Source organism: Thalassospira marina, assembly GCF_002844375.1.
Taxonomy (GTDB): domain Bacteria; phylum Pseudomonadota; class Alphaproteobacteria; order Rhodospirillales; family Thalassospiraceae; genus Thalassospira; species Thalassospira marina.
This window is the reverse complement of record NZ_CP024200.1, coordinates 116,296-142,794: the sequence shown is the minus strand read 5'-3', so window position 1 is coordinate 142,794 and position 26,499 is coordinate 116,296. Positions and strand designations below refer to the sequence as shown.

Genomic DNA, 26,499 nt, shown 5'->3' with positions numbered 1-26,499 from the left:
GCCGTATGTACGGGCTGTAATATCTGGTTTTCAGTACTGGTCGAGGGCATCCCTGACGCGGTTGAAAATATCGTGCGGTGGTGTGCAAAATTCAGACCGGCTGTCTTTGGCGCCATCACCGGGGTGGGTGGTGGCAACCATGCCGATTTTGGTTACAGTCAGGCCCTCATGGATGGGGTCGCAGCGATCTGCCTTCACACCTTCAATAACGACAAGGTCTTCCTGCCCGCGAAAACGCGCTGCAAGCGACCATTCAACATCCTGCGGGTTTTCCGGGTCGATATCGTCTTCGACAACAACGACATGCTTCAATAGGTTGACCAGCCCCATCGCCAGCAAAATGGCGCGTTTACCTTCGCCCGCGCGGGGCTGGTGCATGGCAATCACGGCATGAAGCCTGCCCATGCCCCCGTCGGTCACAACAACTCGTGTGACGCAGGGAATGGTTTTTTGCATTTGAAACGCCAGGCCTGCCTCAATCGCAATGGCACCCAAAATGCAGTGTTCCGGTGCATAACCTGGCAGGATGGCCTGAAAAACCGGGTTTTCACGGTGGGTTATGCAGGTGATGGCCCCGCCAATGCCCGCGCCGTAATTAACGTAGAAACCGGGAAATTCCGAAACCGGCCCTTCGTCGATCAGCTCGCCGGGGGATAATGTACCTTCGAGCACAATTTCCGCATGGGCGGGAACTTCAAGATCGACGGTTTTGCATCGCACCAGTTCAACCGGGCTTCCCTGCAGGCCACCGGCAATGTCATATTCATCATCGCCCAGCGCCATATACATTTGCGAGCCCAGCAACAGGGCTGCGTCATTGCCAATGACCACGGCAATTTCAAGATCATGCCCGCGTGCCAGGGCCTTGTCAGCCAGGCGATAGAGATGATGATTTTTGGCAATGCCCGCCATGATACGATTACCGCCTTCAAGGCGTAACCGGGCGATTGAAACGTTGCGTTTTCCCGTTGCCGGGTCTTTGGCAATAATCACGCCAGCGGTGATATAGGGGGCTGCTTCGCGTTCAAACCAGTGTGGTACAGGTAAAGCCGCCATCAGGTCGATATCGGTGGTTTTGACATGTGCCTGTACCGGGGCTGTATCGACCAGCACGGGTTTTATCGGGTTTGTCAGCGCGTTCATGCAATGCGATGCCAGCGCATTTGCCGGAATACCCAGTGACTGGGCAAAACGCGCGCGACTGTTAAACACATTGCCAATAACCGGCATGCTGTGCCCGGTAACATTTTCAAAAAACTGTGCCGGCCCGGTTTTTCGCAGGGACAGGACGGACGATATCTCAAAACGGGGATCGGTTGTCCGTTTTATGATGTATAATTCATTGTTGTTACGCAATTGTTCGATAAAATCACGCAGGCCGATTATTGGCGCGGGATGCGTGGTTGCCTGTATTTTCGCTGCCGGGGTGGTGGGTTGGGACGGGATCATATCGCGCCCTCCGCCAAGGGCAGGTAGCCGACATTGTGTTTTGCAGCGGCATCCCGTGCGGTTTCGTACCCGGCATCGGCATAGCGGATAATACCCAGCGAGGTATCGTTGGTCAGGGCTGTTTGCAGGCGTGATGTTGCCGCGATGGTGCCATCGGCAACCAGGGTGACACCAGCACTGGTCATATAACCGGCATAGCCACCACCACCTGAATGGATAACAACCAGATCGGCCATGGATGAACACATGGTCATGGCGTTTAAAAGTGGCCAGTCGGCAATGGCGTCGGATCCGTCACGCATATTTTCGGTCATGATATTGGGGTGCGCCATGGCACCGGCATCAAGATGATCGCGCGAAAAGGCGATGGGGCCTTTAAGTTCGCCATTGGCGACCATACTGTTTACGGCAACGGCCAGGCGCGTGCGTTCCATATGCCCCAGCCAGGCAATGCGTGCGGGCAAGCCTTCAAAGGGAACATATTTGCGGGCAAGATCGATCCAGTTGGTGACAATGTGATTGTCGGGAAACAGTTTTAAAACCAGGTCATCGATCTTGGCGATGTCGCTTTCTTCGCCAGAAAGGGCCATCCAGCGGAACGGGCCAATGGCCTCGCAAAATAGCGGGCGTAAATAGGCTTCGGTAAAAATTGGAATATCGAACGCATTTTCAACCCCGCCTTCGCGGGCTTGGGTGCGGATCAAATTGCCATTGTCAAAAACCTCGGCACCGGCCTTTTGCATATCAAGCATCGCCCCAACATGGCGCACGATGGAGGCACGGGATGCCGCCATCAGGTATTTGGGGTCATCGACACGCAGGCGGCGTACCTCGGCAAGCGGGATGCCAGAAGGCACATATCCGTAAACCAGATCGTGGGCCGATGTTTGATCCGTGACGATATCGGGCGTGATGCCCCGGCGTACGATTTCGGGATAAATGTCGGCGGCATTGGCCACCAGCCCGATTGATACGGGTTTTTGTTGTGCAACTGCCGTTTCAATTGCGGCAAGTGCGCTGTCAAGATCGGGGGCAATTTCGTCAAGAAAGCCAATTTCATGGCGGGTTTTGGCGCGGGCGGCATCGACATCGACCACCAAAATTGCCGCACCGGCCATGCGCCCGGCCAGGGGTTGCGCACCGCCCATGCCCCCCATGCCAGCCGTTAAAATGAATTTTCCGGCAAGCGAACCATCGAAGCGTTTTTCGGCAATCCGCATGAAGATTTCATAGGTACCCTGAATAACCCCCTGGGAGCCGATATATTGCCAGGCACCAGCCGTAAGCCCACCCCAGCAGATCAGGCCTTTCTTTTCCAGCTCATAGAAAATTTCGGCCTTCGCCCACTGGCCAACCAGATTACAATTTGCCATGACCACCAGCGGAGCGGATGCATGTGTTTTTAACAACGCCACCGGTTTGCCGGACTGGATAACCAAAGTCTGGTCTTCGTCCATGCCAATCAGCGTTTCAACAATGGCTTTGTGCGATGCCCAATTGCGCGCGGCCTTGCCAAGGGCGGCATAGACCACAAGGTTTTCCGGGTCTTCCCCAACAGAAAGAACATTTTCCAGTAGGCGCAGCAGGGCTTCCTGGCGCCAGCCTTTGGCGCGAAGGGTGTTGCCGTGCGGAACGGGAAAATTCGGGTGGCGCGATTGGGGTGCTGGCATCGCTTTGATCTTTCACATGGGGCTTTAACGGTGTGGGGCGTGGTTATTCGCCAAGGGCATATCGGGTAATTTCAATACCCATTGCCTTTTCAACAGGGGGATAAACCGCCGGGTCCTTGACGCTGGCCGATAGCGGAATAACCGTGCGCGGAACATGAAGGACAAAAATTTTCATGCCTTCTTCCAGTTCACCAACGCTCAGCGGGGCGCCTTCGGGCGATAGCGATGTGATGACATCGGGGAAGGTGGCGATGCGGGTGCCGTCGGCATCATCAACGGCCATATATTCATTCATGACATGCAGGGTGCGTGCCTGCGCGCCCGTGCCAATGGTTATGGTGCCAACATCAAACGCGTCGCTGGTATAAACAACGTTTTTACGCGAAATGATGCCTTCGGCCATAATCGTACCGTTGGTGGCACGCGTGATGGCATCAATCACGGCATGGCCGCCTTTGCGTTCGGCGTCAATGATGGCTTCGCCCAGTTTAAGGGCCATGGAAATACCGCCAAGGGCCGCATTGTCACGCACATAGGATGCCCGAAGCGGATTGCGGCATGATGCAATAAACCCGCCGGACTGATCAGCCGCTGTACGCAAAACCGGCGAAACACGTGCCGTTGCCCCGCGCACAACCAGTTCGATATAGCGGTTTTCATCGCGGTTGCCGCCTACGGCAGACTGGATCATCTGTTCGGGCGAACCGGCCATGCCAATGGACCCCATATCGCCGGTGGGATGGGCACGAATATCGCCAACGGCATCAACAACCTTTGTGCCCAGAATGGCCGATGGCAACCAGCCATTCAGGGTCGATGATTTGCCATTCTGGCCGACCATCAAGCCGCTGATTTTTTCGCCAAGCTCTTTTTGTACCAGTTCGACTGCCTTGATGTAATCGGTGCCGCGCATTTCCCAGGGCGTGGTGGATGCGGGCGCACCAATGGCGGCCGCGGTGGCAACCCAGTCATTTTCATCAAGTTCGTCAATGGAAACCAGTTCAGGCTTGCCAGCATTAACCGCAGCATAACCCAGCATACGGCCATGATCGGCCCAGCCGCCGCCGCCTGCGGCATAAACCGATCCGCCTTTTACGGCGGCTTCAACGTCTTTTTCGGTTAGAATGCGACCCATTCCGGTTACTCCTGCAAACTTTTATCTAGGCTGATGACGGCGTTGCGCAGAACGGCCGCACCAACAGCAATGTCGTGGTTTTCCGCCCATTCTTCGGGCGTGTGGCTGCGGCCTTTCAGGCAGGGGATAAAAACCATTCCTGCCTTGCTGACCGATGCGAGAAATGCCGCATCATGCCCGGCACCCGAGGCCATTTTTTTCCAACTGGCGCCAACCGCGTCGCTGGCATTTGCCAGGGTTTCGATGATGGTTTCATCCATCGGGGCGGATGGGTTGTCTGAAATGCGGCGGGGTTTGGAAATGCCAACACCGGTTTCAGCAGCCAGTTTTTCGGCGGCCTGATCAATACGGGCGCAGAAATCTTCCATCACTGCGCTGTCTTCGGCGCGGGCATCAATTAACAGGCGCACATGCGAGGGAACGACATTTGCGGCATTTGGCTGCATGTCAAATTCGCCAACGGTGGCGGCAAAATGCGTGGGCCCCTGGGCCAGTTCGCGCCCGAATGCCTGCACATCCATCACCAAACGTGATGCGGCACAAAGGGCATCGACGCGCAAATCCATGGGGGTGGTGCCGGCATGGTCGGCCTGCCCGGAAAAGGTAATTTCAATGCGGGTAATACCGGCAATGGCGCTGACAACGCCGATATCCTTTTTTTCCGCCTCCAGCACCGGGCCCTGTTCGATATGCAGTTCAAGGAAAGCTGCGATATCATTACGGGGTGTTACAATTGCCGGGTTGCCGCCGACCTGTGAAATACCCTGTGCCAGTGACAGGTCGCCTGACATACGGTTAAGCCAGGATTCCGGGCGCTGCCCGGTCATGCCACGGCTGCCAATGCAGGACACGCCGAAAATTGAAACTTCTTCAGCCAGGAAATCAACGATTTCCAGGTCGTGATCAAGTTCAATGCCCTGGTCCTGCAGGGAACGGGCCACTTCAAGCGCTGTGACAACGCCAGCAATGCCATCAAACCGGCCGCCATCGGGCACGGTATCGGAATGCGAACCCAGCATGATCACCCCTTTGCCCGGTTTTTTGCCGGGGCGATGACCAATCAGGTTGCCTGCCGCATCAACCCGGGTGGCAAGGCCTGCCTGCTGGAACCGGTCGTTAAGGTAGGCACGGCCGCGCATATAGGTCGTGCTGAAGGCGCGCCTTGTATAGGGGCGGTCCGGTTCGGTAATGCCAGAAAGGGTATCAATATCAGCAGCAATGCGGTCCGCATTGACCGGCAGATTGGATGTTACGGTGCGGGTCATGCAGCCCCCCGAATAACTGAGATGCTTTTGGGCGGGCGGACAAACTGCCCGTGACCTGGCTGGGCGATGACATTTTTGCCATCAAATACCAGTTCGCCGCGCAAATAGGTGCCCGCAACCCGCCAGGGCAGGGTGATGCCGTTATAAGGCGACCAACCGACAACGTTATTGCCGCTTTCGGCCGCGTCATAGGTGTATTCTTCCGGCGTCATGACGACGATGTCGGCATGTTTGCCAATTTCAAGCGCACCTTTAAGGTGATCAATACGGAAATGGCGGGCCGGGTTTAATGCCATCAGGCGGGCGGCCATATTTAACGGAATACCACGTTCCAGCGCACCTTTGATAAACAGGGGCAGCATGGCCTCCAACCCTGGCACACCCGATGCATTTGCCAGCATATCGGGGTTGGTTTTGCGGTCTTCGGACCAACTGACATGGTCGGTTGAAACCAGGGTTACATTGCCTGCCGCCACATGCCGCCAGATTTTTTCAACTTCGGTGCGCGGGCGAATGGGCGGGTTGATTTTGGCTTTGCCCCCCAGGCGGCGAACGTCGTTTTCTTCGTCAAGCACCAGGTAATGAATGCAGCATTCAATGGATGTTTCATATCCTTGCGCGCGGTAGGCCGCGGCAATGTCGTATCCACGGCCAAGCGAACAATGAACTACATGGGCCGGGCAGCCGGTTGCTGCACCAATTTCATAAATTTCGTTGATGGCCAGAAGTTCGGTCAGCGGCGGGCGCGACAGGCCATGTGCGCGATAATCGGAAATACCCGATGCCTTAGTTTTGGCGATTGCCGCGCGGACAAATTCGTCATCCTCGTTATGGACACCGGCACTTAGGCCTGTGGGGGCAATGGCGGCAAAACATTCCTGCAGCAGGGCCGCGGGAATACGCGGGAAGCGTTTGGGATCGGTGCCAAAGGTTGAAAATTTGAATGCGCTGACACCCGCTTCAACCATTTCGGGGATGCGGGCGGCACCTTCTTCGGGGGCGATGGTGCCATAAAGGGCAAAATCAACCCGCGCCTGCGGCGATGCATGGTCGATTTTCTTTTGCACGGCGGCGGCCGAACACACAAGGTTGCCTTCATCATAGGGCATATCGACAACGGTGGTGACCCCACCAGCCGCGGCAGAGCGCGTGGACCAGATGAAATCTTCCTGGTCTTTCTGGCTAAGGGAATGCACCTGGGCATCGATCAGGCCCGGCAGGATCAGGCCACGGCCCAGATCGTGCTGTTCGCGTGCATCGGGCATGGCACCACGGCCAACATCGGCAATCAGCCCGTCGCGAACGGCAACATAGCCATCCTGCAAAACGCGATCAGGCAGTACCACACAGCCCTTCAGAACCAGATCGTAATCAGACATTATTTGCTATCCCTTTGTCGCAGTCATTTCAGGCGCCAGCGGATGTATAGGTTTTGGCCGATCCCCGATATCGCCCGCCTGCCGCGATTTTTGCGGTGACCGGAAGACTGCATTGCATTTTGTTTTCGTCTTGAAGCTACCCTATTGGATGAATCCTGTTTTTGGCATATCCTATTTATTGAACAGGTGATGCGGCCAAAATGCAGGCAGATCATTTTTGTGATTAAAAAGGGTGCATTATGGATACAACGGCGCTGGCAGTGACCTATCAGGTGCTGGCACTGGGTGGGGTCAGGGCGGCGGCACGGGCGTTAAAACGGTCGCCGGGCAGCATTGCCGCGGCGGTTTCCAGGCTGGAAGGGCAAATCGCCGTACCGCTGACGCAAAAGGCGGGCAACGGCCTTTCGCTTACGCTTGAGGCACGGCGCCTGACGCCCGATTTTGAAATGGCAAACACCCTGATTGGCGAAATGGCCGCCCTTGTTATGCTAGGACCAAGTGCGCTGCCGCAAATGCCAGGCATAGGCAAAACGGACACCAAGCCGAACGACGTTACAAAGGCCAAATCAGCGGACAGGAGCGCCGCAAAAGGCAAAACCGCACCAAAAACCACAGGCAGAACGGAAAGTTTCGATGCTTTGCCCCCCACCATCAGCATGGTGGCGCTGGCGCGGTTTATTTTGGTGGTGCGCACTGGCAGCATTCGCCGTGCCGCGCGCGAAATTGGCATTGGGCAGCCGCAATTAACCCGGCAAATGTCCCATCTTGAAAGCCAGATCGGGCAGGCATTGCTGGTACGGTCGTGCGACGGGGTTTTGACAAGTGCTGTTGGCAGCCGCTTTCTGGCGATTGCCGAACAACTGGATGAAGTCTGGCTGCGCCTGTCAAACACGGCGAATGACAGGTTTCGTCGCATGGCGGCAACATCACGGTTAGGGTCGGTTACGCCGCTGGGTTATGAAAGTGAAACGGCGCGTCTGCTGGCAACGCTGGTGGCAAGCTGGCTGCGCGAACATCCGCAACGGCCATTATTTGTTTCAACCACCACGGCCGAGGAATTGCTCGCAGGGCTGAAAAGTGGCCTGTTTGATGTTGCCGTGCTTGATACCGACACCAAACCATCCGATCTGGGTGGGCAGACGATTTCGCGGTCGTCGCTGGTTCTGGCGGGGTCCAGCGCATTGATCGGCATGCCAGACCATGACGTGGCACGGGTTTTAACCAGTTTTCCCATTGCCGTGCCCAGCCTGCGTACCGGGTTGCGCCACAAAATTGCCAACGCGATTGCCGATGTGATCCCCGAAGAAAGCCAGCATAAAATCAATATGATCGAGGTGGATTCAATCCCTGTGATCGTGAACCTGATTTTGCAGCATGAATTTATCACCATTTTACCGGAATTTGCCGTTCATAATATTGGTGCGCCGCTGGTTTATACGCGTATGCCAGTTAATCACGATCTTTCATTGTCACTGGTATGGCCCAATAATGCGGCGGCGAAAACCCTTGCCATGTCGGTTCTGGAAATACTTGGTTTTCCAAGGCCTGCATCGCTTTCCTAGCAGCAACCTATTTTATTTCATTCTTTTTGGCGCGTGCCTGTAACAGTGCGCGGTTCTGTTTCGTCCTGTTGTCAGAAGCATGCAGCGGCTCATCGGGCGGCTGCGATATGGCAAGGCAGGACTGGAAAGATGAAAATTGTTGTTATTGGCGGGACGGGCCTGATCGGGGCAAAAACCGTCGCCCTTTTAAATCAGCGTGGCCATGATGTGATTGCAGCATCGCCGGGAACCGGTGTGAATGCCCTGACCGGCGAGGGGCTGGATATTGCGTTAAATGGCGCGGATGTGGTTGTTGACGTTGCCAATTCCCCATCCTTTGAAGATGACGCGGTTATGGCGTTTTTTACCCGCGCCGGGGCCAATTTGCGAGGTGCCATCGAACGGGCCGGGGTGAAACACCATGTTGTTTTATCGGTCGTGGGTACATCGAACCTGCTTGAAAGCGGGTATTTCCGGGCCAAACAGGCCCAGGAAGATATGGTTCGCGCCGGTAAAACCCCCTTTACCATCGTGCATTCAACCCAGTTTTTTGAATTTCTGCCTGGTATCGCTGCAGCCGGTTTTGACGGGCAATCGGTGCGGTTATCCAATGCTGGTATCCAGCCGATTACATCGGGCGATGTTGCCGGTTTTGTGGCTGATATTGCCCTGTCTGCCCCTGCCAATGGCACGCTTGAAATTGCCGGGCCACAGGTATTTGGCATGTGTGATCTGATCGAAAGTCACATGGTGGCAATTAACGATCCCCGCCCGGTCATATGCGATGCGGATGCGCCCTATTTCGGGGTGCGGTTATCGCAAAATTCCCTGTTGCCCCAATCCACGGCCCTGCTGGGGGCGACCCCCTATCATGAATGGCTGTCGCGGTTTGTATCGCTGAAAACTGCCTGAAACCGGCCTTTGCCGAACTGCTGTGATGGTTGAAATCACGGTGACCCACGCCAGGCCCTGCGATCCCCCCGTTAGCAGGGCCTGGAATGATAATTCAAGGAAAGATGAAATGCTGAAATCACTGTTGCTGGCCGTGTGCCTGCTGGTTACTGCGACATTTACGGCCCAGGCCGATGATGCCAAATCGAAAAATGCCAAAGTCACGGTCGTATACGAACACGAATTGCCCAATGTGCCGGGCAAAAGCATCAAGGGCGTTTTGGTTGAATATGGTCCGGGTGGTTATTCCCCGGCGCATACCCATGCCCCGTCGGCCTTTATTTATGCCACCGTGCTGGAAGGTGCGATTACCAGCCAGGTGAATGGCGGTCCTGTCACCACCTATCAGGCCGGTGAAAACTTTTCGGAAAATCCCGGTGACCATCATGCTGTCAGCCGCAATGCCAGCGACAGCAAACCGGCACGGTTACTGGCGGTTTTTGTGGTTAATACAACAGATGAAAATCTGACCACGGCAGATTAAACCTGCACACCATAAAGAAAGGGCCGACTGGCGTTTATACCTGTCGGCCCTTTTTGTTTTTTGAAAGCATAAGGTTTTATGCCCAGCCAAGCCTGCTTTCGATGCGTTTGGCACTTTCCTTTACCAGCCCGACCAGATCAGGCTCGCTTTGATTGACCTTGATGTCGGGGACGACAATGGAAATGGTTGCCAGGCATTCACCCTGCGGATTGCAAATGGGCGAGGCAATACAGGCAACCGAAAAATCGGACTCACCTGCCTGAATGGACAGCCGGTTGGCAAGGGCCTGTGCCGCCTTTTGTGATAGGGTGACGGGGTCAATTTCGGCCCGGCCGGTGGGGGAATTTTTGGCGCAACGGGTGAAAATATCGACCTGTTCGTTTTGCGCCAGATGCCCGACAAGCAATCGTCCCGATGCCGTCCAGTTTAGGGGCGTGCGTGTTCCAACCCGCGATGTAACCTGAAAATGATCGCGGCCTTCTTCCATCGCCAGAACCACCATCATGTCGTTATCGCGCCCGCAGATCTGAACGGTTTCGCCTGATTTTTGCGAAAGTTCGTGCATTTCGGCATTGGCAACACCCAAAAGATCCAACCGGCGCGAATAGGTCAGGCCATAATAATAAAGGCGCGGCCCCAGCCAAAGGGAACCATCCTTTTGCCGCAGCAACAGGTTTTTCCCCACCAGGTCTTCGACGATGGTGTAAATGGTCGAAAGTGGTGCACCGATACCATGGGCGATTTCATAGGCCGTTGCCGGTTTTTCAATCGCCTGCAGGAAATCAAGGATCTGAAGGATACGGTCAATCCCGCTGGTGCGGGACCGGCGTTTGGGTTCAGCCATTGGGGCGTCTGCGGCGGCCTTTGTCGCGGCTGAGGGCATTTTTTCCTCCTGATCCTTTATTTCCTGGCGTTAATTTCTATCGTGCTTTGTTCAATCGGGCCAGTTCAGGATGGCCCGTTCTTTTTTCAGGCTGCGTTCTTCAAACGGGGTCGCGATGATGTCGTTTGATTTTTGCGCGGCATCAAGTTCTTCGCCAAGGCGTTGGGCAACGATCTGTTCCTGGCCTGGCTGCAGGTTGCAGGGGTCCAGGAAGAAATAGCCATGTTCAACTTCGTGGTCGCGCGCAACAATTGGCTGTGTGCCCGATGCCAGCCTGTCAACCAGATCCCACGCCGTGATATGGGCGGCCTGGCTGTCGATATCGATGCGCAGGCGGTCCAGCGGGTTGTGGGTCGGATCCGGGGTAATGCGAACGGCAACGCCGGGGCGGCCATCCAGGGTTTCAAACCATAAATCCAGCGCCTGTTTTTCGCGGGCGCGAATGGCGGCATGGTCACGGGTTTTCCAGGCTTCCATGGCGGCAATGGCACCGGCAATGCCTTCCTTTCCCACTTTCATGCCCCGGCCAATGCCACGGTTTTGCAAATAGATATTGCGAACAATGTCCTTGCGCCCGGCAACGATACCCGATGTGGGACCACCCAAAAACTTGTGGCCGGAATAAAGCGCGATATCAGCGCCGTCGCGGATAAATCCGGTTAAATCATATTCCGATGCCGCGTCCACAATAACCGGGACATTGTGTTTTTTCGCGACAGCAGCAAAGGTTTTAAACGGGATTTGCCCATATTCCACCGTGTGGTGCGACACGACATAAAGGGCCGCAAGGGTATTTTCGTTGATCGCGCTTTCAAGGTGGAAGGCCGATGCACTGGTGGCCTGGCCGATTGGCACCACCTTCGCACCGGAAAGGCGCACGGCCTGGTCAACCGGTGCACCGTAATTCACCATATGGCCCATCTGCATGATGACGTTGCATTTGGCATTTGCATGGTCTGGCAGGCGTTCGATCGCGCCCAGATCATTGCCCGTCATAAGGGCGGCAATCGACAGGGTAATGCCTGCCGAACAGGACGCCGTGATAAAGCCTGCTTCGGCCCCGGTCAGTTCGGAAATGGTTTTGCTGGCCCGGCGTTGCAGATCATCGATTTCAACAAACTGGCCCAGAATACCGGCAACGGACTGAATGGCATTTTGCCCGACAATCGAGGCACCAAGCCCCGTCATGGTGCCCGAAGTGTTGATAACGTGCCGCAGATTGAGGGTCGAGAGGATATCATCTGACATGGTCGTTTTCCTTATGCGTCCTCAAGGGCGATGATGGCTTCGATTTCAACGGTGATCTGGTTGGGAAGCGACCCCATGCCAACAGCAGAACGGGCATGTACGCCCTTTGCGCCAAACACAGCGTTAAACAGGTCCGAACAGCCGTTGATCACGGCGGGGTGGTCGCAAAATTCAGGGGCAGCATTGACCATGCCCAGCAGTTTGACAACCCGCTTCACCCGGCCAAGATCGCCCAGCGCATCTTTCATCACAGCCAGAAGGTTGATGCCGGTAAGCCGGGCATCGTCATAGGCCTGTTGCACCGAAACACCGGCGCCAACCTTGCCTTTTGATAATACGCCATTGGCATCAAGCGGCCCCTGGCCGGACAGGAAAACAAGGTTTCCTTCCTGGATATGGGTAACGAAATTGGCAATCGGGGCCGGGGCAGGCGGCAGGGTAATGCCCAGTTCGGCCAGGCGCTGTTCCGGGTGGGTGCTGGTCGGGTTCTGGTTGTTTGACATTCTAGCTAAAGGCTCCGTTTTGCGGGCGTTGCCCGTTTGTGTCCTGTGTCGATAGGCCCTTTTAATGCGGGCCTTTTACGATTGGTTTTAACCGTCGATATGACGATAAAAATGGTTCGGTCCGGCCGAGCGGATATGGGGATGAAGCAGTTTTGCCTGTTCACGCACGCGGTTGACGGCGTTGGGTTCCAGGCGCGAACGCGGGTCATCAAACCGGATGTCTGGGTCGGGCACGGCGGCAAGCAACATGCGGGTATAATCATGCTGCGGGTTTGACAGCACGGCTTTGACATCGCCCCATTCCAGGATCTGACCGCCATACATCACCATGATATCCTCGGCGACATAATGGGCGGTGGCGACATCATGGGTGATGTAAAGAAGGGCCAGGCCCAAATCGCGTTTCATGCGATTTAACAGTTCCAGCACCCCCTGGCGTACCGAAACGTCGAGCATGGATGTCGGTTCATCGGCGATGATGGCTTTGGCCCCGACGGCCAGGGTGCGGGCAATATTGATGCGCTGGCGCTGCCCACCCGAAAGGTCGTGCGGGTGCTTGGGCGCAACAATTTCCGGGTCCAGTTCGACCTGGGTCAGCAGGTCGTGGATTTTATCGGTAACTGCCTGTCCCTTTAAATGCCCTTGATAAAGCGACAGGGGCCGGCGCAGGTGATAGTCAACGGTGTGCGCCGGGTTCAGGGATGCAAACGGGTCCTGAAAAATCATCTGTACGTTTTTACGGTACTGTTTCAGGCCCTTGGGGCTGTTATCGGTAATGGCGGAACCGTTAAACAGAAGTTCGCCGCTATCGGCGATATATTCGCGCATGATGATGCGGGCACAGGTGGTTTTGCCACTACCGGATTCCCCGACCAGTGCCAGCGTGCGCCCGGCATGCAGATCAAACGAAATATCGTGTGCGCCACGAATTTGGTGGGCGCCCAGATGAAATGTCTTGCCGATATTTTTAAGCGAGATGATGGCAGGTTGTGTGGTCATGACGGGCTTCCCTGCCTTTCGGGCTGCGGGGCATGAAAGGACGGAAACGACGCCCACAGCTTTTTGGTATAGTCGTGTTGGGGCTGGTGATAGATTTGTTCGGCCGTGCCCTGTTCCACCAGTTTCCCGCCCAGCATGATGCCGATACGGTCGCAAAACTGCACCATCAGGCCCAGGTCATGGGTGATAAACAGCACCGAAAAGCCCAGTTCACGGCGCAATTCGTTAATGCGTTGCAGGATTTCGCGCTGCACCACCACATCAAGGGCGGTGGTGGGTTCATCCATAACAATCAGTTTGGGCTGCAGGGCCAGACAAATGGCAATCACAATGCGCTGGCGCATTCCGCCGGAAAACTGGAACGGGTAATCGCGCATGCGATCCGCCGGGATATCAACCAGTTTCAACAGTTCGGCACAGCGTTCACGCGACTGGGCCTTGCTGTAACCGCGATGGCGTTTCAAAAGGTCGTGGAACTGGCTTTCAATGCGCAAAACCGGGTTTAGGGAATTCATCGCACTTTGAAAGACCATGGCAACCTCGCTCCAGCGGTAGCGGGCCAGTTCGGCGGCATCAAGGTCCAGGACATTGCGGCCGCCAACCATGATGTTGCCGCCGCTGATCAGTGCGGGTGGTTTGTGCAGGCGGCTGATGGCAAAGGCAATCGTGCTTTTGCCGCAACCTGATTCACCAGCAAGGCCAAAAACCTCGCCCGGGGCAACGTCAAAGCTGACATTTTGCACCGCTTTGAAATCGGTCTTGTCGCCAACATATTCGATGGAAAGGTTCTGAACGGATAAAAGCGGGTTGTTCACAGGCGTCCCTCCCCGGCGCGGACACGGCCGACCCAGCGGGCCAGCGAATTGCCGGTTCTTAGGCGTGGATTGGCAACTTCATCAATGGCGAAATTCAGCAACGACAGGCTGGCACCCAGCAAAACCAGGGCAAAACACGGTGTCAAAATATCCCACCATGCCCCCACCTGCAGGGCCGATGCGTTTTGCGCGCTATAAAGCATCACACCCCAGGAAACGGCCTGCGGGTCGCCCAGCCCTAAAAATTCCAGCGTGGCCTCGGTAATGACGGCAAAGACGATACTGCCAATGAAATTGATGCCGACAATGGAAATCAGGTTGGGCAGAATTTCGGTTGCCATGATGCGCCAGGATGGTTCGCCCAGCATTTCGGCAGCCTTGATGAAATCCTTTTGTTTGATGGAAAGGGTTTCGGCACGGGTCACGCGTGCGCCCCAGGCCCAACTGGTCCCGCCCAGAATAAGGGCAATCACCGCCGGGCTGGCCTGGCCGATAAAAGCAGCAAGTACAAGCAACAGCGGCAGGTTGGGCACAACCAGCACCATATTGGTCAGAAAGCTGATGGCTTCATCGATTTTTCCGCCTTTGTACCCGGCGGCAATGCCCATAATGGTGCCAATGGCGGTAATGATGAAACCGGCACCAAAGCCGACGGCAAGGGATGTGCGCGCGCCATAAAGCAGGCGGGCAAATACATCCTGGCCAATGCGCGTGGTGCCCAGCCAGTGATCGGCACTGGGCGGCTGGTGGGGCAGGCCCACCCGGCGGGCCGGGTCAAACTGGGTTAACAGCGGTGCCGCCACGGCCGCGATGATGATAATGGCAAGAATGATCAGCCCGGCGAGTGCCTTTTTGTTTCGCAGCAGGCCCATAAGAACGTTTTTCATGTCAGCCTCTCCGCAGCCGGGGATCAAGCAGCACATAGCTGACATCGACGATGAAATTCGCGCTCAGCATGGCCAGGGTCATGATCAGCAATTGCCCCTGGATGACGGGGTAATCACGGGCGAGAATGGCGTGGTAAAGGGTGTTGCCCAAACCGGGATAGTTAAACACCACCTCGGTCACAAGCGAGCCGCCCAGAATGGTGCCAATGGCAATGGCAAGGCCCGAAACCGTTGGCAGCAGGGCGTTGCGTGCTGCATACCAGAACATGACATTGCCATCAGACAGGCCCTTGGCCCGGCCCATGGTGATGTAATCTTCGCCCAGAAGATTGATCATGTTGTTGCGCATGGTCACAACAAAGCCGCCGGTCAAAACGATGGATAGGGTGATGATCGGCAAAATCGCGTGGTAAATGACGCTGCCGATATATTCCAGGCTGAAGGCCGGGTCGAGCGACGGGTCAGCCGCATAACCAGTGGGGAACCAGCCCAGTTGAAAGCCAAAGAAATAAAGGGCGACAAGGGACGTCACCATGGCCGGTACGGAGGTTGCGACAATGGCGGAAACGGAAAATAGCACGTCAAATTTGCTGCCACGGCGCCATGCGGCGACAATGCCCAGAAACGTGCCCAGCGTAAAACTGATCAGCGTTGCCGTGCCCATCAAGCCGACGGTCCAGATCAATGCCCGGCCCAGAACGGCGGTGACTGACAGCGGGAAATATTTGATCGACATGCCAAGGTCGCCGGTAAAGATACTGCCCAGATAGGTCAGATACTGTTTCCATAACGGCGCATCGACGAAACCGAATGTCAGTTTCAGGGCTGTCAGGTTTTCAGGCGACAGGGTGCTTCCCGCACTGGAAAACATGATCTGGATCGGGTCGCCAGGCAAAAGGCGCGGCAGGAAAAAATTGATGGTCGCCGCCGCAATGAAGGCTGCCAGATAAAAACATATTCGCCGGAGCAGAAATACCATGGTGTCCTCGAAATCGTTAATGTCGCGGGCTGCCAGGGGAGGTGAGGAGGCGGCAGCCCGCGACGGTCATTGCGGATCGGTTTTATTTAACCGGGCGCAATGCAAGCAGATGCAACAGACGCGCATGGTTCTGACGCGACAGGGTCGGGTTGACAAAGGGATTGTCCGGGGTCGACCAGCCGGTAAAGCGCGTGGTGTTGTACTGATACCAGGTCGGGTTGTTGTAAACCGGCAGCAAAGGCAGGTTTTCAGCAACGATGCGCTGGGCCTTTGTCATGATTTCCTTTTGTTTGTCCATATCCGAGGTATTGGTGAATTCGCCCAGCAGTTTGGACAGGTCATCATTGAACCAGCGCTGCGCGGTAAAGCGGGTTTTGCCCACATCATCGCGGTTAAAGGCCTGCTGATAGGGGTAATAGGGCAGGGCGGCGGCACGGATGCTGTTGATGGCGGCGTCAAATTTGCCGGTGATCAGGTCCTGGCCCCAAACGGCTTCTTCCGGGGTGCCGATATTGGCATTGATGCCCGCATCATGCATGCCTTCAACAGCGATGCGCACGGTATCGAGCCAGTCGGTCCAGGAATTGGGAACGATGATGTCAAACTTGATCGGGGTGCCATCGGGATTGTCGCGGAAACCATCCCCATCGGCATCGACATAGCCCGCTTCATCGAGCAGTTCCTTGGCGCCATCAATGTCATAGGTGGTGTATTTGCCGAATTCTTCCAGCACTTTGGGGTCTGTCCAGCTGGAATAAACCTGGCCAAAGGTGGTCGGGTCTTCGTTCAGTGTCGGGTAACCATAACCGGCAACATTGACCATGCCTTGGCGGTCGAGCGTCATGCTCATGGCACGGCGGAATTTAACGTCCGAAAATGCCTTTTTGTTATCGGCATTGGCTGTTTCCTGGTTGAAAATAAACTCAACCATGCTGCCTGCTGTGTACCAGTAATGGAAATGGTCCGGGTCCTTGGCGACATAGGTCTGTTCGACATTGGGCAGGAAGGATGTGCCCCAATCCAGTTCGCCGCTGGCGGTTGCCGTCAGCATCTGGTTGTTGTCGGAAAGCTGCGGGAAACGGAAACAGTCGACCTTCAGGTTTTCGGCATCCCAGTAATGCGGGTTGCGGCACTGGTCGTATGTTTGCGGAGTAAAGCGGGTGATTTCCGTCATCGGGCCGCTGCCAACCGGGGTTTCGTTGGCAAAGGTGACGGGTTCGGCAATATCGGCCCAGACATGTTCGGGCACGATCGGCAGTTCGATCAGGCGGTTAACCGCAAGGGAACTGGGGCTTGAAAGGGTGAATTTGACGGTGTGTTCGTCAACGGCTTCGACCTTTTCCAGGATGTTCCAGATCGAAACAAAATCCAGCGCCGGGTTTTTCTTGACGTAGTTGAAGGTGAAGACAACGTCATTGACGGTCAGATCCTTGCCGTCCGACCATTTCAGGCCGTCGCGCAGGGTGAATTCAACGCTTTTGAGGTCGTCCGCGATTTTATAGCTTTTGGCGAGGCGGTAATTGGCCTTGTCATGGTCAAAGCGGTTAAAAATCACCAGCGGTTCATAAATGAAATCCGATGTGCTTTGGCGGGCGGATGTTTGGTTGAACGGGTTGAAGTTCTGAACCCAGGTGGTGGCCGGTTCGATATTGGCCGTCAGGATGGTTTCGGCACTGGCAGCAAGCGGTGGCATGATGGCAAGGCCGAAAACGGCAGCCATCAGAAGGCGTTTTTGCGTGATCATTGGTCTTTTCCCTGATTTTAAACGGTATTGTTATGCGCCGAAAATTTCTTCGACTTCGGCGTGAAGCTGGTTGATATCCACTTCGAGATTGCCCAGGCGGGCTTTTGCCGCGTTCATACGACGAATGGTTTCGTCACTTAGCGGACGGGCAGCTTTGGCAGCGGCAAGGGTTTCGGTGTTGTTGCCATGGCTGTGCAGGGCGATATCGCAGCCTGCATCAAGGGTTTGGCGCACACGCTCGGGCAATGTGCCCGAAAGGGATTCCATATAAACGCAGTCGGAAATCAGCACGCCGTCATAGCCCAGTTCATCGCGAATGACGTCCTGGCAAATCACGGGTGAAACCGATGCCGGGTTCTGGTTGTCATAGGCGGTGTAAACAACATGGGAAACCATTGCCCAGGGCGTGTCGATCAGGTCGATAAACGGTTTGAAATCGGTGGCGCGCAACAGGGCCTTGTCGGCATCAACGCGCGGGGTTTCCTTGTGGCTGTCCACCGTTGCCTGGCCATGGCCGGGAATGTGTTTCATGATCGGCATATTGCCAACTTCAAGCAGACCATCGACCACTTCGCGGCCCAGCGCGCTGATCAGGGCGGGGTCCTCGCCAAAGGCGCGTGCGCCGATGACATCGCTGGTATCACCAAAAACAAGGTCAAGAACCGGCGAACAGCCGCTATCAAGGCCCAGTTTGGTCATCATGGCACCCATTGCCTGCGATGACAGGCGCAGTGCGCGTTTGCCAAGTTCAAGGTCGCGGCGTGCCAGCGCGCCAAATTCACCAAAGGACCGAAAAAGCGGCCAGGAACCGCTATCAAGATGCGAAACACGCCCGCCTTCCTGATCGGTGAAAATGGGGGCATCGTCGCGGCCAACAGCAGTGCGGAACTGTTCGGTCAGTTTTTTGACCTGGTCGGGGTTTTTAAGGCTGCGGCGGCCCACAAACAGACCCAGCGGATTGGTTTCGCGAAACAGGGCGATTTCGTCACTGGATAAATGGTCGTTCGGAATGCCGATAAACAGGGCAAGCGGCGTGGTCGAGGACATGAAACATCACCTGAAAGCTGGGGTCGTCGGACCCGGATAGCAAAAGGACGGGCAGCAGGGCACAGCCCGGATAAAGGCACGGTTATTTGCGCGGCGCGCGCAGCATGTCGGCGTAAATTCCCTTGCCGGGCAGGGGGATTTCGATTGCGCCAACGCTATCGACGTAAAACTGTGTCGGGCCGGGATCGCCAATAATGGCGTAGGCATAGCCCATGGTTTTCATGGTTTGCAGGGTGCGATGCAGAAGTGCCGCGCCAATGCCCTGTTTGCGGGCATCAAGGGCAACGCCGGTCGGGCCAAAAAAGCCGCGTGCTGTGGCGTCATAGCAGGCAAAGCCCAATATTTCGCCATCACGAATGGCAATCAGGCAGGCCGATGGCTGCCGGGCAATGGCAACCAGGGCTTCGCTGGCCCAGTTATCGCTGAAATTGTCGCGCACCCAGTCAACCACCAGGCGCTGTTCGGGTGCCAGCACGGGGCGGATAGTGATGTCGGTTTTGGCAACCTTTTCGCCCAGGGCATCAAGTGCCGGGGCATACAGGCTTACAACCAGATCTGCCATTCCCTGTATTCCATTATTATGAAATTTATGTCGTTATTAAGTGATGTTATGGAGATTCCGGGAAGACGTCAAGTCAAATTGGCATCTTATTGGTATTCAAAATGTCGGAATTGGATAAAACCACTTTGATAAATCGGCACTTTTCTGGGGCGGCGTTGGGCACGTTGCCTGCTGACTGCTCCCGGATTTGTGGCTGGTAGCGGTCTTTTGCCGGTTTACGGGCAAGGATTCGGTTTTGGGATGCTCGATATCGGGGGATATGCAGTGCAGGTGACGGTTGGAGTCTGCCGCACTTCCGGTGCCCGGGAAGCCGCCATTGCGCACAGAGTCATTTCTATCCGGGGCGCTGGTTGGGGGAAGGATACGTGGTGGCAGGGTGTATAAAACCGCCTGTTTTTGCCAAAAAATTGCGCCGGGCGTGATAAACACACCCGGCGTCATTGATCGTCTGATTATTCGCAACCTTGGGCAAACCTGACCTAAAGTGCCAGTTCTGCTTCGTTTGCGGGTGCCAGATTTGAATTGGTATCATCATTCAAATGGCAGGCTGAAAAATGGCCCGGGGCAATTTCGCGTTTTTGCGGGACGTGCGTTCGGCATTTTTCCATGGCAAAGGGGCAGCGCGGATGAAAATGGCAGCCCGGCGGTGGGGCGATGGGACTGGGTAATTCGCCATCAATGACCTTGAATTTGCGTTTGGTCAGTTCAATACGCGGAATTTCCGATAGCAGCGCCTGGGTATAGGGGTGATTGGGCCGGTTGAAGATTTCTTCCGTCGGGGCATCCTCAACAATACGGCCCAGATACATGATCACGACACGATCGGAAATATGCTCCACCACGCCCAGATCATGGCTGACAAACAGGTAAGTCAGCCCCAACTGTTCGCGAAGATCCATGAACAGGTTGATGACCTGTGCCTGAATGGAAACATCAAGTGCTGCAACGCTTTCATCACACACCAGAAATTCTGGCCGAACGGCAAGGGCGCGGGCAATATTGACGCGCTGGCGCTGCCCGCCAGAAAATTCATGCGGGAAGCGGAATTTCATTTCCGGGTCAAACCCTGCCATGCGCAAATACTTATCGGCATGTTCGGCGCTTGAACCTTCCAGCATACCGTGTGTTTTGGGGGCTTCGGTGATGATGTCTTCAATACGCATGCGCGGGTTAAGGGCCGCCATCGGGTTTTGAAAAATCATCTGAATGGCAAGGTCGGCCTGTTTCTGGCTGCGGGTTGTGTTGGCATCGGCATGGCGAATGACGTCGCCTTCCGAAGGCGGGATAATCCCGGCCACAACGCGCCCCAGGGTCGATTTGCCACAACCGCTTTCACCCACCAGACCAACGACTTCGCCCTTATGGATGGTCAAATCGACATTATCCATGGCATGGACGACGGGGGGCTGCGGGCTGAGGCCCAGGGCGATCATGGCCTTGCCGATCAGATCGGGTTTTGCGCCAAACCGGCGGGAAACCTTTTTTAATTCGACAATTGGCTGTTTGTCATTTTGGCCGGTCATGATCAAAGCCCCCCTGTGACAGGATGAAAGCAGCGATAGCTGCGCGTTCCGGTATCGGTCCGGTCCGGGATGGTGTGGCATTGTTCGGTGGCAAAGCTGCACCGGGTGCGAAAGCTGCAACCGGTGGGAAGGCGCGTTAGGCTGGGTGTCATGCCGGTAATCTGATGCAGGCGACTGCCCCGCTGGTTCTGGCTGGGAACGGATTGGATCAGTCCCTGGGTGTAGGGGTGGCGCGGATCACCCAGTATTTTTTCAACGGGCCCGGTTTCAACCAGCCGCCCGGCATACATGACGGCAATATCATCGGCCAGGCGCGACACAATCGCCAGATCGTGGGTAATCCAGATAACCGCCGTACCGCTGATTTCAGCCATTTTCTGAAATTCGGCGATGATTTGCGACTGGATAGTAACATCCAGTGCGGTGGTGGGTTCGTCGGCAATGATCAGATCGGGGTGGTGCAGCATGGCAATGGCAATGGCAACGCGCTGGCGCATCCCGCCTGAAAATTCGTGCGGATAGGCATCAAGCCGTTCTTCGGGGCTTGGAATACCCACCAGCCCCAGGGCATCACGCGCCCTGGCGCGGGCGGCCTGTTTGCTCATGGGGTCGTGAGCGAGGATGGCCTCGGTAATTTGGGTGCCAATGCGCAAAACCGGGTTTAACGTCATCATCGGGTCCTGAAAAACCATGGCGATGCGTTTGCCGCGCAATTGGCGCATTTCTTCGTGGTTCAGTCCCAGAAGGTCGCGGTTATCAAAAATGATGCGTCCACCGGTAACCCGGCCGGGGCGGTCAACCAGCCCCATGATGGAAAAGCCGGTAACCGATTTTCCCGATCCACTTTCGCCGACAAGGCCAAGAACGCGGCCTTTTTCCAGGCTGAAGGAAACATCATTTACCGCACGCAAACCGGGCGTGGTTTTGCTGCCGCCAAATTCGGTGACAAGGTTTGAAACGGTCAGAAGATTCACCATCTCAGATGCTCCTCGGATTAAGAATGTCGCGCAGCCGATCACCAACCAGATTGATGGCAACAATGGTGATCAAAAGGGCAATGCCGGGAAAAAAGCTGATCCAGTAAAGGCCGGACAGCAGATACTGGTAGCCATTTGAAATCAGCATCCCCAGCGAGGGTTCGGTTACCGATGCCCCAAGCCCCAGAAAGGACAGGGTTGCTTCAAGGCCGATGGCACGTGCCACCTGCATGGTTGAAATCACGATAACCGGTGCGAGGCAGTTGGGCAGAAGATGGCGAAACAAAATCCGATAACCGGGAAGGCGCAGGCAATGTGCGGCTTCGATATATTCCTTTTCGCGTTCCACCAGGGCGGAACTGCGTACAGTTCGGGCATAGGTTGCCCATTCGGCAATGATCAGTGCAATCACCACATTGATCAGGCCTTTTCCCAAAAAGGCCAGCATCATCAGAGCCATCAGGATGGTCGGAAAAGACAGCTGCAAATCGACCAGACGCATCAGAAGCGTTTCGGTGCGCCCGCCAATATAGGCCGCAATCAGGCCAATGGTGGTGCCGATGGTGGCCGCAGCAAAGGCCGATAACACACCCACAATCAGCGATGTGCGCAGGCCATAAAGAATGCCTGACAGAATATCGCGCCCCTGATCATCCGTACCCAGATAATAGGGCACCCCGTCAAAAGATGACGACCCCGGTGCCAAGCGACCATCAAGAATATCAAGCTGGGTCAGATCATAGGGATTTTGCGGGGCAATTAGCGGGGCAAGAACGGCAAGCACAATAATCAGGATCAGTGCGCCTAGCCCGATGGCGGCCCCCGGTGACATGACAAATTTTTGCGATAGTTTGCCAAACCGTGCCAGCCGGGTTGCGGATGGCAGGCTTTCCTGTGTGATTGTGGTGGTGCTGGAATCATGTGCGGCGTGGGACATGTTATTTGCCCTTCGTGTCCAGCCGGACACGCGGGTCCAGCAAAGTATAACAGATGTCGATGATAAAATTCAGCGCGACAAACAGCATGACCATCATCATCAGATAGGCGACGATCACGGGACGATCGAGGTTGTTGATGCTGTCAATGATCAGCTTGCCCATGCCCGGCCAGGCAAAGATGCTTTCGGTCACAACGGAAAAGGCAATCAGCGATCCAAATTCCAGGCCGGTAATGGTTACGACCGGGATCATCAGGTTTTTCAAAACATGGGTGTAAATCACACGCTTTTCCGTCAGGCCCTTGGCGCGGGCAAATTTGACGTAATCCTGTGGCAGGACTTCCTGTACCCCGGCACGGGTTAATCGCAGGATCAGCGACGTTTTGAAAAGGGCCAGGTTAAGGGCGGGCAAAATCAGATGTTGCAAACCATCACTGGTAAGAAAGGACCAGTTGGCATCAAGAAAACCCGCCGTTTCGCCGCGCCCGCCCGATGGCAGCCAGCCCAGTTGTACCGAAAACAGCAGAATAAACATCAAACCAACCCAGAATGTGGGCAGGGAAAAACCCAGGATCGAGCCGCTCATGATCAGGCGGGCGGACATCCGTTCGGGATGCAGCCCGGCATAAAGACCCAGCGGCAAACCCACGACAATGGCAATCAGAAGGGCGGTTACCGCCAGTTCCAGTGTCGCGGGCAGCCGTTCGGCGATCAGAGAAAGGGCAGGTTTGTTATAAACAAAGCTGGTGCCGAAATCGCCATGCATGATGCCCTGAAGAAACATCAGATATTGTTGCCAAAGCGGCCGGTCCAGGCCCAGATGGGCCACCACGCGCGCATATTCTGCCTGACTGGCGTCAGGATTGATCAGGATATCAACAGGGTTGCCGATGACATTTACACCGACAAACACAATGATTGTCATGGCCAGAATAACCATGACGGCCTGTATCAATCGGCGCAATAGGGATGCGAGCATAGTGCTTCTCCTGCCCGGGGCTTAATCGATTGAAATGGCAACGCCATCGCGCTGCGGGTCTGCCGCGCCTTTGGATATGCCATTATCAACACTGATGGCATGCAGGGCGGCAAAGGCATAGCTTTGCGGCGAACGGGCAATATCATAACCCTCGCTGCGCAGCGATTTTTCAACCGACCGACGGATGCGATTGCAGATATCGATTTTGTTCGACACCCCGATAACACGCGGGGCACTTACGGCTTCGGATATCGACATGTCGAAATCAATGACATTCATAATACCCTGCGCAACGGTCGGTGCGATATAGCTTCCGCCCGGTGCGCCGATAACCATGCGGGGTTTTTCGCCCTGAAAAACTATGGTTGGTGCGGCCGAACTGGCGCGCCGTTTCCCCGGCGCAATCGATGCCGCGCGACCTGGTCTGGGGTCAAACCGGCCCATTGTGCCATTATACATAAAGCCCAGCCCGTCGGTAATTGCGCCCGATGGGCTGCCAAGGGTGTGGGTCATGGAAACGGCATTGCCATCTTTGTCGATGACGGAAATATGCGTTGTGTCGCGTTGCGACATGGCAAGGCGTTCCACCGATGCCCGTTCACCCGAACGGATGGATGCGGCCAGCCGGGCAGTATATTCCGGTGTCAGCAGTTTTTCAAAAGGCACATCAATATAGGCCGGGTCGCCCATATAGGTGTCCTTGTCGATGGTCATGCGTTTCATGGCTTCAAACAGGGTCAGCACATGGTCGTGGCTGCCGTGTTTCATGCCGGAAATGTCGAAATGTTCCAGAATATGAAGAAGTTCCAGCATCGGAAAACCCGAACCGGGCGGGGGGCTGGTGGCAATGCGGTGCCCGCGATATTCGCCCCAGATCGGGTCGGTTTTGGTGATGTCATAGGCGGCAAGGTCATCAAGGCCGATCAACCCGCCGGACTGTTTAAAATCATCGGCAATCTGCCGGGCAATTTCGCCATGATAGAAAATATCGGCACTGCCGCTTTTGGCGATGCGTTCCAGCGTATTGGCCATATCGGGGTTGCGCAGGATTTCGCCGACATTGCGCAGGCGGCCATCTTCGTGGAAGTAAACTTCGCGGCCGGTTTTGGAAAATTTCAGCTTGTCGATGGTATTGGCATACTGGTCGCTGGACTGGTCCTTCGCCCAGTACCAGTGCATATGCGGGCGGATCAGAATGCCGTTTCGCGCATAATCCACTGCCGGGGCAATGATATCGGCCCAGTCAAAGGTGCCATAATCGCGAAGGGCGGTTTCATAGCCCTTAAGCGAACCCGGCGTACAAACTGCAAGATAGCCGATATCGGAAATATTGTTTTCCAGGATAAAGCCAAAACCATCGCGGCTTTGACCAACCAGTTTGTCTTCCCACATGGTTTCGGTCGCGGCCAGGGGCGCGCGGGCATAAAATTCCAGAATTTCATGGACGCCCTTGCCCGGCATATAAACTTGCATGGAGCCAAAACCGCCAATACCGGCCATTTGTGGGTCGGCAACACCCTGGACAAAGGCGCAGGCCAGGGCCGCGTCAATGGCGTTGCCGCCACGTTCAAGAATTTCCGCACCGGCTTCCGCGGCTTCGGGTTGCGGGGCGACGATGGTTGCATTTGTCATTGTTGGCGGATCTCTTTTAACGTGCGCGTCAGAAACGCCTTTACGGTATCAAGCACTTTCATGCGGTCATGCGAAACGCCGGGAACTTCGTTCAGCGTTACTGTGATGCCGGCATTTTCAAACGACCGGGCAAGGGCCTTCAGGCGTTCGGGTCGTGTATTGCCGGCATCATTGGCACCTTCCATGTAATATTGCGAACCGGGGGCGTGCATGATTTCCCAGTTTTCAAGGTCGGCGGAACCAACAACCATCTGAACCGGAACTTTCTGCAATGCCGGGATATCAAGGCTGATGCCGAATTTTTCCTTGATGTCCTTTACGCCGACCCACCAGTTACGTTCGGTATCGAGCAAGGTAACCGAACCGGGCGCACCAATGCAGGATGCCCATAAATTTTGTGGGTGCAGCAGGGTAAAGCGGTGGGTGAAATGCCCGCCACCCGAAAAGCCGAACATGGCAAATTTTGACCAGTCCTGGTCATATTTTTTTGCCATTTCTGCAACCATGGACAGCAAAATCTCGTCGTAGCGAATGTCCCCTTCAAGAATGTATTTATATCCTGAACGGGCCCCGTCGCCACGGGCATTCATCGGGAAAATCGGGCACAGGATTGCGCAGTCGTTATACAGGCCAAATTCGGCGAAACCGTCGCGAAATTCGATGGCGGATGTGCGCCCCGTGCCATGAACCGCGACCAGAAGATCGACCTTTTTGCCTTCGGCGGCTGCTGGCGGCACATAAAGCAGCATGTGAAAGCGGGGGTCGGCCTGGCTTGCGAATATGGCGGTATGACCATAGTCATAGATCGCCTTTGCACGCGCGGCTGAGCCGCTCGAACTTAGTTCCTGCATTCAATTTCTCCAAGGGAGGGTGGCGCGCATCCGGCAAGGGAGAGAAATTCCGGATGCAC

At 55.5% G+C, this 26,499-nt stretch carries 24 protein-coding genes; 3 read left to right on the top strand and 21 right to left on the bottom strand.

Translation table 11 applies throughout. From position 1 onward, the window contains the following. Nucleotides 1–30 precede the first annotated feature (30 nt). From CSC3H3_RS21125 to CSC3H3_RS21105, 5 genes are read right to left on the bottom strand one after another with little or no spacing between them, the layout of a single operon-like run. Entirely contained in the window at nt 31–1,449 is a 1,419-nt protein-coding gene (locus CSC3H3_RS21125; RefSeq protein WP_101286429.1) for a UbiD family decarboxylase, read from the bottom strand. After that, a complete protein-coding gene (locus CSC3H3_RS21120; protein ID WP_101286428.1) occupies nt 1,446–3,119 on the bottom strand; it encodes a thiourocanate hydratase in 1,674 nt (557 codons plus the stop codon). Before CSC3H3_RS21120 ends, CSC3H3_RS21125 begins: the two co-directional genes overlap by 4 nt. A 43-nt stretch (nt 3,120–3,162) precedes the next feature. Next, the gene (locus CSC3H3_RS21115; protein ID WP_101286427.1) at nt 3,163–4,254 is read right to left on the bottom strand and encodes a thiohydantoin desulfurase; all 1,092 of its coding nucleotides are present in this window, start codon (nt 4,252–4,254) and stop codon (nt 3,163–3,165) included. 5 nt (nt 4,255–4,259) lie between these two features. Further along, entirely contained in the window at nt 4,260–5,519 is a 1,260-nt protein-coding gene (locus tag CSC3H3_RS21110) for a Zn-dependent hydrolase (protein ID WP_101286426.1), read from the bottom strand. Beyond that, a complete protein-coding gene (locus CSC3H3_RS21105; protein ID WP_101270812.1) occupies nt 5,516–6,898 on the bottom strand; it encodes a dihydroorotase in 1,383 nt (460 codons plus the stop codon). Before CSC3H3_RS21105 ends, CSC3H3_RS21110 begins: the two co-directional genes overlap by 4 nt. 239 nt (nt 6,899–7,137) lie before the next feature. Between CSC3H3_RS21105 and CSC3H3_RS21100 the strand changes: the two genes are divergently transcribed. The 3 genes from CSC3H3_RS21100 to CSC3H3_RS21090 all read left to right on the top strand — a co-directional run bounded on the left by CSC3H3_RS21100 (nt 7,138) and on the right by CSC3H3_RS21090 (nt 9,874). Continuing rightward, the gene (locus CSC3H3_RS21100; protein ID WP_101270814.1) at nt 7,138–8,460 is read left to right on the top strand and encodes a LysR family transcriptional regulator; all 1,323 of its coding nucleotides are present in this window, start codon (nt 7,138–7,140) and stop codon (nt 8,458–8,460) included. Nucleotides 8,461–8,589: 129 nt separating this feature from the next. Continuing rightward, nucleotides 8,590–9,351 (top strand): SDR family oxidoreductase, encoded by a 762-nt coding sequence (locus CSC3H3_RS21095; RefSeq protein ID WP_101286425.1) that lies wholly within the window; start codon nt 8,590–8,592, stop codon nt 9,349–9,351. 109 nt (nt 9,352–9,460) lie between these two features. Next, nucleotides 9,461–9,874: a cupin domain-containing protein gene (locus CSC3H3_RS21090; RefSeq protein ID WP_101286424.1), complete on the top strand. Its 414-nt coding sequence runs from the start codon at nt 9,461–9,463 to the stop codon at nt 9,872–9,874. Between the two features lie 76 nt (nt 9,875–9,950). On the opposite strand, the gene CSC3H3_RS21085 is transcribed toward CSC3H3_RS21090, so the two are convergent. The 16 genes from CSC3H3_RS21085 to CSC3H3_RS21010 form a co-directional block, all read right to left on the bottom strand. Beyond that, nucleotides 9,951–10,757, bottom strand: a complete 807-nt coding sequence (locus CSC3H3_RS21085; RefSeq protein ID WP_101270819.1) for an IclR family transcriptional regulator — start codon at nt 10,755–10,757, stop codon at nt 9,951–9,953. Between the two features lie 51 nt (nt 10,758–10,808). Then, entirely contained in the window at nt 10,809–12,005 is a 1,197-nt protein-coding gene (locus CSC3H3_RS21080) for an aminotransferase class V-fold PLP-dependent enzyme (RefSeq protein WP_101286423.1), read from the bottom strand. Between the two features lie 11 nt (nt 12,006–12,016). Then, nucleotides 12,017–12,508: a RidA family protein gene (locus CSC3H3_RS21075; protein ID WP_101286422.1), complete on the bottom strand. Its 492-nt coding sequence runs from the start codon at nt 12,506–12,508 to the stop codon at nt 12,017–12,019. Between the two features lie 87 nt (nt 12,509–12,595). Further along, nucleotides 12,596–13,507, bottom strand: a complete 912-nt coding sequence (locus tag CSC3H3_RS21070) for an ABC transporter ATP-binding protein (RefSeq protein ID WP_101270825.1) — start codon at nt 13,505–13,507, stop codon at nt 12,596–12,598. After that, a complete protein-coding gene (locus tag CSC3H3_RS21065) occupies nt 13,504–14,322 on the bottom strand; it encodes an ABC transporter ATP-binding protein (RefSeq protein ID WP_101286421.1) in 819 nt (272 codons plus the stop codon). Before CSC3H3_RS21065 ends, CSC3H3_RS21070 begins: the two co-directional genes overlap by 4 nt. After that, nucleotides 14,319–15,209 (bottom strand): ABC transporter permease, encoded by an 891-nt coding sequence (locus CSC3H3_RS21060; protein ID WP_101286420.1) that lies wholly within the window; start codon nt 15,207–15,209, stop codon nt 14,319–14,321. The genes CSC3H3_RS21065 and CSC3H3_RS21060 overlap by 4 nt, the downstream gene beginning before the upstream one ends. A gap of 1 nt (nt 15,210) precedes the next feature. Beyond that, nucleotides 15,211–16,188 carry an ABC transporter permease gene (locus tag CSC3H3_RS21055; protein ID WP_101286419.1) on the bottom strand — a complete coding sequence of 326 codons (978 nt, stop codon included), beginning with the start codon at nt 16,186–16,188 and terminating at the stop codon, nt 15,211–15,213. A gap of 82 nt (nt 16,189–16,270) precedes the next feature. Beyond that, nucleotides 16,271–17,908: an ABC transporter substrate-binding protein gene (locus CSC3H3_RS21050; protein WP_172963494.1), complete on the bottom strand. Its 1,638-nt coding sequence runs from the start codon at nt 17,906–17,908 to the stop codon at nt 16,271–16,273. A 54-nt stretch (nt 17,909–17,962) separates the two neighbouring features. Continuing rightward, on the bottom strand, nt 17,963–18,979 hold the full coding sequence (locus CSC3H3_RS21045) for a glycoside hydrolase family 3 N-terminal domain-containing protein (protein ID WP_101286417.1): 1,017 nt from the start codon (nt 18,977–18,979) through the stop codon (nt 17,963–17,965). Between the two features lie 82 nt (nt 18,980–19,061). Beyond that, nucleotides 19,062–19,541: a GNAT family N-acetyltransferase gene (locus CSC3H3_RS21040; RefSeq protein ID WP_101286416.1), complete on the bottom strand. Its 480-nt coding sequence runs from the start codon at nt 19,539–19,541 to the stop codon at nt 19,062–19,064. Between the two features lie 479 nt (nt 19,542–20,020). Next, the gene (locus tag CSC3H3_RS21035) at nt 20,021–21,064 is read right to left on the bottom strand and encodes an ABC transporter ATP-binding protein (RefSeq protein ID WP_101286415.1); all 1,044 of its coding nucleotides are present in this window, start codon (nt 21,062–21,064) and stop codon (nt 20,021–20,023) included. A 2-nt stretch (nt 21,065–21,066) separates the two neighbouring features. Continuing rightward, complete coding sequence (locus CSC3H3_RS21030) at nt 21,067–22,041, bottom strand: ABC transporter ATP-binding protein (protein WP_101286414.1); 975 nt, start codon at nt 22,039–22,041, stop codon at nt 21,067–21,069. A gap of 1 nt (nt 22,042) precedes the next feature. Further along, nucleotides 22,043–22,978, bottom strand: coding sequence for an ABC transporter permease (locus CSC3H3_RS21025; protein WP_101270842.1), 936 nt, complete (start codon nt 22,976–22,978; stop codon nt 22,043–22,045). A gap of 1 nt (nt 22,979) precedes the next feature. After that, nucleotides 22,980–23,957, bottom strand: a complete 978-nt coding sequence (locus tag CSC3H3_RS21020) for an ABC transporter permease (RefSeq protein ID WP_101270844.1) — start codon at nt 23,955–23,957, stop codon at nt 22,980–22,982. Between the two features lie 21 nt (nt 23,958–23,978). Next, nucleotides 23,979–25,589 (bottom strand): gamma-glutamyltransferase, encoded by a 1,611-nt coding sequence (gene ggt / locus CSC3H3_RS21015; protein WP_101286413.1) that lies wholly within the window; start codon nt 25,587–25,589, stop codon nt 23,979–23,981. After that, nucleotides 25,586–26,440 (bottom strand): alpha/beta hydrolase, encoded by an 855-nt coding sequence (locus tag CSC3H3_RS21010; RefSeq protein WP_101286412.1) that lies wholly within the window; start codon nt 26,438–26,440, stop codon nt 25,586–25,588. The genes ggt and CSC3H3_RS21010 overlap by 4 nt, the downstream gene beginning before the upstream one ends. Nucleotides 26,441–26,499 lie beyond the last annotated feature (59 nt).

Excerpts from the sequence above, each read along its gene's own strand:
- CSC3H3_RS21125 (WP_101286429.1), bottom strand. The coding sequence starts at position 1,449 with ATGATCCCGTCCCAACCCACCACCCCGGCAGCGAAAATACAGGCAACC.
- CSC3H3_RS21120 (WP_101286428.1), bottom strand. The coding sequence starts at position 3,119 with ATGCCAGCACCCCAATCGCGCCACCCGAATTTTCCCGTTCCGCACGGC.
- CSC3H3_RS21115 (WP_101286427.1), bottom strand. The coding sequence starts at position 4,254 with ATGGGTCGCATTCTAACCGAAAAAGACGTTGAAGCCGCCGTAAAAGGC.
- CSC3H3_RS21110 (WP_101286426.1), bottom strand. The coding sequence starts at position 5,519 with ATGACCCGCACCGTAACATCCAATCTGCCGGTCAATGCGGACCGCATT.
- CSC3H3_RS21105 (WP_101270812.1), bottom strand. The coding sequence starts at position 6,898 with ATGTCTGATTACGATCTGGTTCTGAAGGGCTGTGTGGTACTGCCTGAT.
- CSC3H3_RS21100 (WP_101270814.1), top strand. The coding sequence starts at position 7,138 with ATGGATACAACGGCGCTGGCAGTGACCTATCAGGTGCTGGCACTGGGT.
- CSC3H3_RS21095 (WP_101286425.1), top strand. The coding sequence starts at position 8,590 with ATGAAAATTGTTGTTATTGGCGGGACGGGCCTGATCGGGGCAAAAACC.
- CSC3H3_RS21090 (WP_101286424.1), top strand. The coding sequence starts at position 9,461 with ATGCTGAAATCACTGTTGCTGGCCGTGTGCCTGCTGGTTACTGCGACA.
- CSC3H3_RS21085 (WP_101270819.1), bottom strand. The coding sequence starts at position 10,757 with ATGCCCTCAGCCGCGACAAAGGCCGCCGCAGACGCCCCAATGGCTGAA.
- CSC3H3_RS21080 (WP_101286423.1), bottom strand. The coding sequence starts at position 12,005 with ATGTCAGATGATATCCTCTCGACCCTCAATCTGCGGCACGTTATCAAC.
- CSC3H3_RS21075 (WP_101286422.1), bottom strand. The coding sequence starts at position 12,508 with ATGTCAAACAACCAGAACCCGACCAGCACCCACCCGGAACAGCGCCTG.
- CSC3H3_RS21070 (WP_101270825.1), bottom strand. The coding sequence starts at position 13,507 with ATGACCACACAACCTGCCATCATCTCGCTTAAAAATATCGGCAAGACA.
- CSC3H3_RS21060 (WP_101286420.1), bottom strand. The coding sequence starts at position 15,209 with ATGAAAAACGTTCTTATGGGCCTGCTGCGAAACAAAAAGGCACTCGCC.
- CSC3H3_RS21055 (WP_101286419.1), bottom strand. The coding sequence starts at position 16,188 with ATGGTATTTCTGCTCCGGCGAATATGTTTTTATCTGGCAGCCTTCATT.
- CSC3H3_RS21050 (WP_172963494.1), bottom strand. The coding sequence starts at position 17,908 with ATGGCTGCCGTTTTCGGCCTTGCCATCATGCCACCGCTTGCTGCCAGT.
- CSC3H3_RS21045 (WP_101286417.1), bottom strand. The coding sequence starts at position 18,979 with ATGTCCTCGACCACGCCGCTTGCCCTGTTTATCGGCATTCCGAACGAC.
- CSC3H3_RS21040 (WP_101286416.1), bottom strand. The coding sequence starts at position 19,541 with ATGGCAGATCTGGTTGTAAGCCTGTATGCCCCGGCACTTGATGCCCTG.
- CSC3H3_RS21035 (WP_101286415.1), bottom strand. The coding sequence starts at position 21,064 with ATGACCGGCCAAAATGACAAACAGCCAATTGTCGAATTAAAAAAGGTT.
- CSC3H3_RS21030 (WP_101286414.1), bottom strand. The coding sequence starts at position 22,041 with ATGGTGAATCTTCTGACCGTTTCAAACCTTGTCACCGAATTTGGCGGC.
- CSC3H3_RS21025 (WP_101270842.1), bottom strand. The coding sequence starts at position 22,978 with ATGTCCCACGCCGCACATGATTCCAGCACCACCACAATCACACAGGAA.
- CSC3H3_RS21020 (WP_101270844.1), bottom strand. The coding sequence starts at position 23,957 with ATGCTCGCATCCCTATTGCGCCGATTGATACAGGCCGTCATGGTTATT.
- ggt (WP_101286413.1), bottom strand. The coding sequence starts at position 25,589 with ATGACAAATGCAACCATCGTCGCCCCGCAACCCGAAGCCGCGGAAGCC.
- CSC3H3_RS21010 (WP_101286412.1), bottom strand. The coding sequence starts at position 26,440 with ATGCAGGAACTAAGTTCGAGCGGCTCAGCCGCGCGTGCAAAGGCGATC.